The organism is Acinetobacter indicus CIP 110367, from assembly GCF_000488255.1.
Lineage (GTDB): Bacteria > Pseudomonadota > Gammaproteobacteria > Pseudomonadales > Moraxellaceae > Acinetobacter > Acinetobacter indicus.
On sequence record NZ_KI530755.1, the window covers coordinates 553,480 to 560,030 of the forward strand.

The following is a 6,551-nucleotide window of genomic DNA, read 5'->3' on the forward strand; positions in this document are numbered from 1 at the left end:
TTATTCCGCTAAGTGTTTGAATAGTTTTGCAAGATGTGAATACAGATTGCAGTGCAGGAAATTAAATGGTATTTAGTTGCACATTGCACACCGAAAAGTGGAAAACACAATGAAAAAAGTATTACAACCTTTACTGATTGTTGCTTTAGCAACGCCTGCTTTGGCTTTTGCCAATACCCAAACCACCACGCCGGAAAAAGTTCAGGCCGCAGTCGGTGTAAGCACCACCCAAGCAGTGGTCAATAATGACCAGGTGACGGTTGCAAGCCCACGTACCGGTATCCGTTATACCTTTGCCAACCCGAATAAACGTCCGATTGTGCTCCAGACTGCAGCCATTGCTCCGGCCAATGCTGCCAATGCCGACCGCATTGTTGCTTCTAACCCGGCCCTGTCTGCAGAAAGCCAGCAAAAAGCCAAACAGGCTTTATTAAACGAAGCTGTGCAACTGGCCAAAAACTAAGGATCAAGCACACAACACTAACCAGCCTGCGGGCTGGTTTTTTATTGCACGGCAGTTGAGTCTGGCCACAATTTTGTGGATGATGGGTTCTGCTCGATTTTTTCCTGATTTTGTTCTAAGCTGTGCACACTGAATTATTAACTGGTTGGACGTTTAAAAATGGCAGTAGGTGACGTTTCTATGCCACAGATGCATGTGGTCAAAGGGGTGAGAATTGGGACAGCAGAAGCCTATGTTCGTTATAAGAACCGACGTGACCTTGTTATTTTTGAACTGGCCGAAGGCGCCAATGTCGCCGGTGTGTTTACCCAAAACGCCTTTTGTGCAGCACCTGTGCATATCTGTAAAGCACATCTGCAGGCGGGTAATCCACGTTATTTAGTGATTAACACCGGCAATGCCAATGCCGGAACCGGTAAAACCGGTATGCAAAATGCAGCAGCAACCTGTGCCAAGCTGGCTGAACTGGCAGGTGTACAGACCGCCGAAGTATTGCCATTTTCTACCGGTGTGATTGGCGAGCAGTTACCAATTGAGCGTTTAACTGCGGGTTTACAACCGGCCCTAGACAGCTTGCGTGCTGATGCCTGGGACGACGCTGCCCGCGGTATTATGACCACAGATACCACACCGAAAGGTGCATCTGAGCAGTTTGAACTGGATGGCATCACTTATACCATGACCGGTATTTCTAAAGGTGCCGGCATGATTCGCCCGAATATGGCGACCATGCTTGGTTATGTGGCCACTGATGCTCCAATCAGCCGTGAACTGGTACAGCAACTGTTGAGTAGTACGGTTAATGTCTCGTTTAACCGCATCACTGTCGATGGCGATACCTCAACCAATGACTCCTGTATCTTCATTGCAACTGGCCAAGCCGGTGGTACAGAAATCAGCTCGACCGAAGATCCGCGTTATGCCGTAGTATTAGAGGTTTTAACCCGGGTGATGACACGTCTGGCGCAGCTGATTGTGCGTGATGGTGAAGGCGCGACCAAATTTATTACCGTTGCAGTCGAAGGTGGACAAAATACCCAGGAATGTTGCGATATTGCTTACAGTATTGCTCATTCACCGCTAGTAAAAACCGCTATTTTTGCCTCAGATCCAAACTGGGGCCGTATTCTGGCGGCCATTGGTTATGCGGGCGTGCCAAATTTAGACGTTGAAAAAATTCAGGTTTGGTTAGATGATGTACAAATCTGTAAAGATGGCGGCGCCGCAGCGGACTATACCGAAGAAGCCGGCGCACGTGTCATGGCGCAGCAGGAAATGACCATTCGTGTAGATTTAGGTCGTGGCCAGGCTCAAGATACCGTCTATACCTGCGATTTATCTTATGATTATGTCAAGATTAATGCAGACTACCGTTCTTAAGTCCCTGATGTATTTCTGAAAAAGCCTCCGTTGTGAGGCTTTTTTACAACGCTGTATTTTTAATGATTGGTCAAGCACTGACACTGACCAATTGCTGATGTAACTGCTTGTGCAAACAAGCATTTCGATAGAGAAGACGCTGTTATGAATGATGCGACCAATTTAATTGCCAATGAAGCAAAGTCGATTGTGCAGGCGCATTTAGACCGTTTGGGTGAACCGAAAGAAAATCATTTAACTGAAGAAGCCAAGCAGGCCAAATTTGCCTTAATTCAGGCCGAACTTAAAAAACGTGATGCAGTACTGGTGGCACACTATTATTGCGATCCTGAAGTGCAAGAGCTTGCAGAGCTGACGGGTGGTTGTGTATCGGATTCACTGGAAATGGCACGTTTTGGTCGTGATCATGCAGCGTCAACCTTGGTGGTGGCCGGGGTGAAATTTATGGGCGAAACCGCCAAAATCCTGTCACCTGAGAAAACAGTGCTGATGCCGACGCTGGAAGCCACCTGTTCACTCGACCTGGGCTGCCCGGTAGATGAATTTACCCAATTCTGCGATGCCCATCCTGATCATACCGTAGTGGTGTATGCCAACACCTCGGCTGCTGTGAAAGCCCGTGCCGACTGGGTGGTAACCTCAAGCTGTGCGGTTGAAATTGTCGAGCATCTCGATAGCCTGGGTGAAAAAATTATCTGGGCACCGGATCAGCATTTGGGGCGTTATATCCAGAAAAAAACGGGCGCAGATATGCTACTCTGGGATGGTGCCTGTATCGTGCATGAAGAATTCCGTGCCCGCGGGATTGCACAAATGAAAGCGCTTTATCCGGATGCAGCGGTGCTGGTGCATCCAGAATCACCAGAATCGGTGGTGGATATTGCTGATGCAGTCGGCAGTACCTCACAACTAATCAAGGCTGCCCAGACTTTGCCACATGAGCGTTTAATTGTGGCGACCGACCGCGGGATTTTCTACAAAATGCAGCAGGCGGTACCGAACAAGATTCTGGTAGAAGCGCCGACCGCCGGTGAAGGCGCGACCTGTCGCTCATGCGCGCATTGCCCGTGGATGGCCATGAACGAACTGGATGGCATTTTGCAGGTTTTACAGCAGGGTGATCAGGAAATTTTTGTTGATCCTACGCTGGCAGAACGCGCCAAATTACCGCTCGATCGCATGTTAAACTTCAGTGCGCAGCTAAAACGCTAAAAATTGATTGAAAAATGTCTAAAATGCTTGATAAATAAGCGGTTGAAGAGATTTTTCATATTTTTTTAAAGATAGGTGTTGACGTCCACGGGCGTCGCGCCTAGAATGCACACCGTACCGCACGATGTGCGATACACGAAAAGCTGAGATGAAACGGAGCATAGCACAGCCTGGTAGTGCACCTGGTTTGGGACCAGGGGGTCGTAGGTTCGAATCCTACTGCTCCGACCAATTTCTCAAGGCAACGATGTGTTTTTGGTATCATCGGTTAAGCGCTTGTAGCTCAGTTGGATAGAGCATCCGCCTTCTAAGCGGATGGTCACAGGTTCGAATCCTGTCAGGCGCGCCATTTTGGTGGCTTGGTATTGTAGAACTAATTGATGGTGGATGTAGCTCAGTTGGTAGAGCCCTGGATTGTGATTCCAGTTGTCGCGGGTTCGAATCCCGTCATTCACCCCAACTTTTAAAGTTGAACATCGGAGCATAGCACAGCCTGGTAGTGCACCTGGTTTGGGACCAGGGGGTCGTAGGTTCGAATCCTACTGCTCCGACCAATTTCTCTAAAGATAAAAGATACCGCGTTAAGCGGTTTTTTTATGCCTGAAATTTGAGTCTGCGGATCAAATCTCCCCATAAAAAAAGCTTCTGCAAGAGGCTAGTTCTACAAAGTGGCAAAATACTTAAGGCACAATCACCACATTTACACGCTGGTTCATCGCCCGATTTTCAGGAGAGGTATTGGGCACCAGTGGTTGTTCTGCACCGCGAGGAATTACCTGTAAATGGTTTGGTCGAAAGCCTTGTTGCATAAAAATCTGTGCGACATTTTCAGCGCGTTCTCCGGACAGCTTCAGGTTATAGGTCAGGTCGCCGACATTGTCGCTATGTCCAATAATTTTGACTTTATCTAGTTTATATTTCAGCAACTTGCTCGAGAGTTGCTGTAAGGCTTGCTGGTTATGCGCCTGGATCTCGGCCTGATCAAAACCGAACAGCAGTTTTTCTGGTAGGCCTAAGCTCCAGCCCTCGCTGGTCAGGCTAAAACCTTCCTGCTTGAGCATGCGGGCCTGTTTGTAATTGAGCTGCCCCAGACTCATGCTTGCACTGAGGGTAGTCAGTGCAAGCAGCAGACAAGCAGTTTTAAAAATATGTTTTAACATGAATAAACTAACCTTTGGCCATGCGCCCGTGCTCTGCAAAAATGTACCAGTGTTGTGCGAGCTGCTTGGCCTTATACATGGCCATATCTGCATTATTGATCAGCATTTCAGGAGATGATGCTGACTGCGCGAGTGCGATGCCAATACTAAAACTGAAATAAATAGGATGATGATTAAAAATTAAAGGCTGGCGACAGCAGTGGAGTAAATTTTCACTTATTCTAATTAAATCATGATGATCTTCAATATTTTTTACAATAATTGCGAACTCATCACCACCGAGGCGGGACACAAAATCATGCTGGTTTAACGCTTGGCGCAAGCGTTTGGCCATTTCCAGCAGCACGGCATCACCGGCGGCATGGCCGTGGCGATCATTAATTTCTTTAAAGTTATCGTTATCAATAAACAGCAGGGCAATGCTGTCCTGCGCACCTTGGGCAAAACTCTGTGCCAGCATTTGATGGAAATATTCACGGTTAGGGAGTTGGGTCAATCCATCATGACGGGCCTGATGAGACAATTGATAATTTTCATGTTGTAGCGCCCGGGTTGAGGCTTCAATTTTGTCCAGCAGTTCATTTACCACGCGATTAATTTCCTGAAATTCGGAAATTTCAGACGAGGGGAGGCGTAGCTGATAATTTTTATTGGTGCTGATGGTCTGGGTGGTCTGTACCAGTGGATTGACCGCTTTCATCAAATGTCGGTAAACCGCATTTGCCGACCAGAACAGTAAGGCCAGCAGCAAAATAAAGCTAATGGTCAGCGCCAGTAGAATGGTATAGAAAAAACTGACATGGGTAGAGGCATTGCCATAGACCACCAGTTGTCCAAAATTTTGCTGCTGATGCTGAATCTGAACTGTCACCGGCTCACGAAAATACAGCCAGTCCAGTAAATACTGAATAAACGGTAACGCATTTTGATGATGATGAATGGTCGGCAGGACCTCACCATTGGTTGCGATGACTTGAATCGAATGAATCGGATATTGCTCGGCATATTCAGTCAGAATCTTCTGAATTGTATAGGTGTCATGAAAGACCACAGCGGGCTGAATCCGCTCTGCCAGAGAACCGGATAAAATACTCAAACTCTGTTTGGCATAACTTCCAGGGTGTAATTAGACACCACACAAAAAATACCTAGGCATAAACCAAAGGTCAGAATAAAAATCACCAGCTGGTACGAACGGAAAATAGGTCGTAGCGATACTGCTTTGGGCTTATTCATGCTTTAGGCCCCCGTTTTTACCCAGTAATAATACCCGGGGGTCAATATGTACCTGCGATTGCGTCAGACTTTGCATATTCACCCTAAATGAATACTGCTGATTTTTCTTCTGGTAAAGGCAAAAGACGCTGCCCAGCTCACAGGCTGAATTGGTGGTGCTAATGCTTAAGGCGGGATAACGCACTGTACTGTTCAGAATATTCTGTTCTTCACGTGGGCTTAGGTTGGAAAAGACAATGGCCTGACAACTGGTCTGTTTTAAATCGTCTAATTGTAGTGGGCTGATTTTATAAACATGCTGTGTGCTACGCTGGCTTCTAAATTGTTGTGCTAGCGCTGGATTATTCACAATACAAATATTCGGCGTGTTTTGCTCCCATTTGGCATAACTTAAAATGGCATACACCATTTGCGGTGCACCAGTGGTTGGGCTATTGGCATGGGCAGGGTGCAAAAATAAACACAGCAAAAAACACAGTGTTTTGTGTAAGGGGAGAGAAGGCATTTTTATAAAAAATTAAAAATAAAATTATGGCCGCAGTCTAACTAAAATAAAAATGAAAGAAAAGGATAAAAAATAAACTGAAAAACCTGAAATTGGTCATAAAAAATACAGTTAAGATATATTTTCCAAAATAATTAAAAATAGGGGTTGCGTCAGGTTTTATTTGCTCTATAATGCACATCCATCGGCGGTGATGTTGATAAAAACTTGTTGATAAACAAGGATTTAGCTAAAATGGTTGGGTTCTGGTTTAGGTGGTAAGTTTAGAAATAAAATCAACATTGCATGTTGACTTTCTAAAAATAGAGAGTAATATAGCCGACCTAGCTTGATGCTGACGAAGCATCGAGAAGATCATTAAGAGATTATGAAGAACAACTTGTGTGGATTTTTACTGGTTGATTGATCGAAATTATTTTCATTGATTGATTGGTTTAAATTACTCGAAGTTTATTTGAGCGAAATTTAAGTCAGAAAATTGATGAGCCAAGTTTAAGAGTTTTACTTATAAAACTCGAAATGATTTTAACTGAAGAGTTTGATCATGGCTCAGATTGAACGCTGGCGGCAGGCTTAACACATGCAAGTCGAGCGG

General features: G+C 45.6%; 6 protein-coding genes, 4 tRNA genes and 1 rRNA gene. 8 read left to right on the plus strand and 3 right to left on the minus strand.

The annotated features are described in order from the left end of the window. Window positions 1-109: 109 nt before the first annotated feature. The 7 genes from P253_RS11225 (at window position 110) to P253_RS11255 (ending at window position 3,609) form a co-directional block, all read left to right on the plus strand. Window positions 110-463, plus strand: a complete 354-nt coding sequence (locus P253_RS11225; protein ID WP_016658663.1) for a hypothetical protein — start codon at window positions 110-112, stop codon at window positions 461-463. Window positions 464-622: 159 nt separating this feature from the next. Further along, window positions 623-1,843, plus strand: a complete 1,221-nt coding sequence (argJ, locus tag P253_RS11230) for a bifunctional glutamate N-acetyltransferase/amino-acid acetyltransferase ArgJ (protein ID WP_016658664.1) — start codon at window positions 623-625, stop codon at window positions 1,841-1,843. A 144-nt stretch (window positions 1,844-1,987) separates the two neighbouring features. Next, a complete protein-coding gene (gene nadA, locus P253_RS11235) occupies window positions 1,988-3,055 on the plus strand; it encodes a quinolinate synthase NadA (protein WP_016658665.1) in 1,068 nt (355 codons plus the stop codon). A 154-nt stretch (window positions 3,056-3,209) separates the two neighbouring features. Then, a tRNA-Pro gene (locus P253_RS11240) sits at window positions 3,210-3,286 on the plus strand. 41 nt (window positions 3,287-3,327) lie between these two features. Continuing rightward, window positions 3,328-3,404, plus strand: a tRNA-Arg gene (locus tag P253_RS11245). A gap of 34 nt (window positions 3,405-3,438) precedes the next feature. Then, a tRNA-His gene (locus P253_RS11250) sits at window positions 3,439-3,514 on the plus strand. Between the two features lie 18 nt (window positions 3,515-3,532). Beyond that, a tRNA-Pro gene (locus P253_RS11255) sits at window positions 3,533-3,609 on the plus strand. Window positions 3,610-3,735: 126 nt separating this feature from the next. Here the strand turns inward: P253_RS11255 and P253_RS11260 are convergent. The 3 genes from P253_RS11260 to P253_RS11270 all read right to left on the minus strand — a co-directional run bounded on the left by P253_RS11260 (window position 3,736) and on the right by P253_RS11270 (window position 5,905). Next, complete coding sequence (locus P253_RS11260; RefSeq protein ID WP_016658666.1) at window positions 3,736-4,215, minus strand: outer membrane lipoprotein YfiB; 480 nt, start codon at window positions 4,213-4,215, stop codon at window positions 3,736-3,738. 7 nt (window positions 4,216-4,222) lie between these two features. Then, complete coding sequence (locus tag P253_RS11265; RefSeq protein ID WP_016658667.1) at window positions 4,223-5,311, minus strand: diguanylate cyclase DgcN/YfiN; 1,089 nt, start codon at window positions 5,309-5,311, stop codon at window positions 4,223-4,225. A 132-nt stretch (window positions 5,312-5,443) separates the two neighbouring features. After that, a complete protein-coding gene (locus P253_RS11270) occupies window positions 5,444-5,905 on the minus strand; it encodes a regulatory sequestration protein YfiR (protein ID WP_228128865.1) in 462 nt (153 codons plus the stop codon). Between the two features lie 577 nt (window positions 5,906-6,482). Here P253_RS11270 and P253_RS15960 point away from each other — a divergent pair. Then, window positions 6,483-6,551: ribosomal RNA gene (locus P253_RS15960) — 16S ribosomal RNA — on the plus strand; the annotation flags it as partial.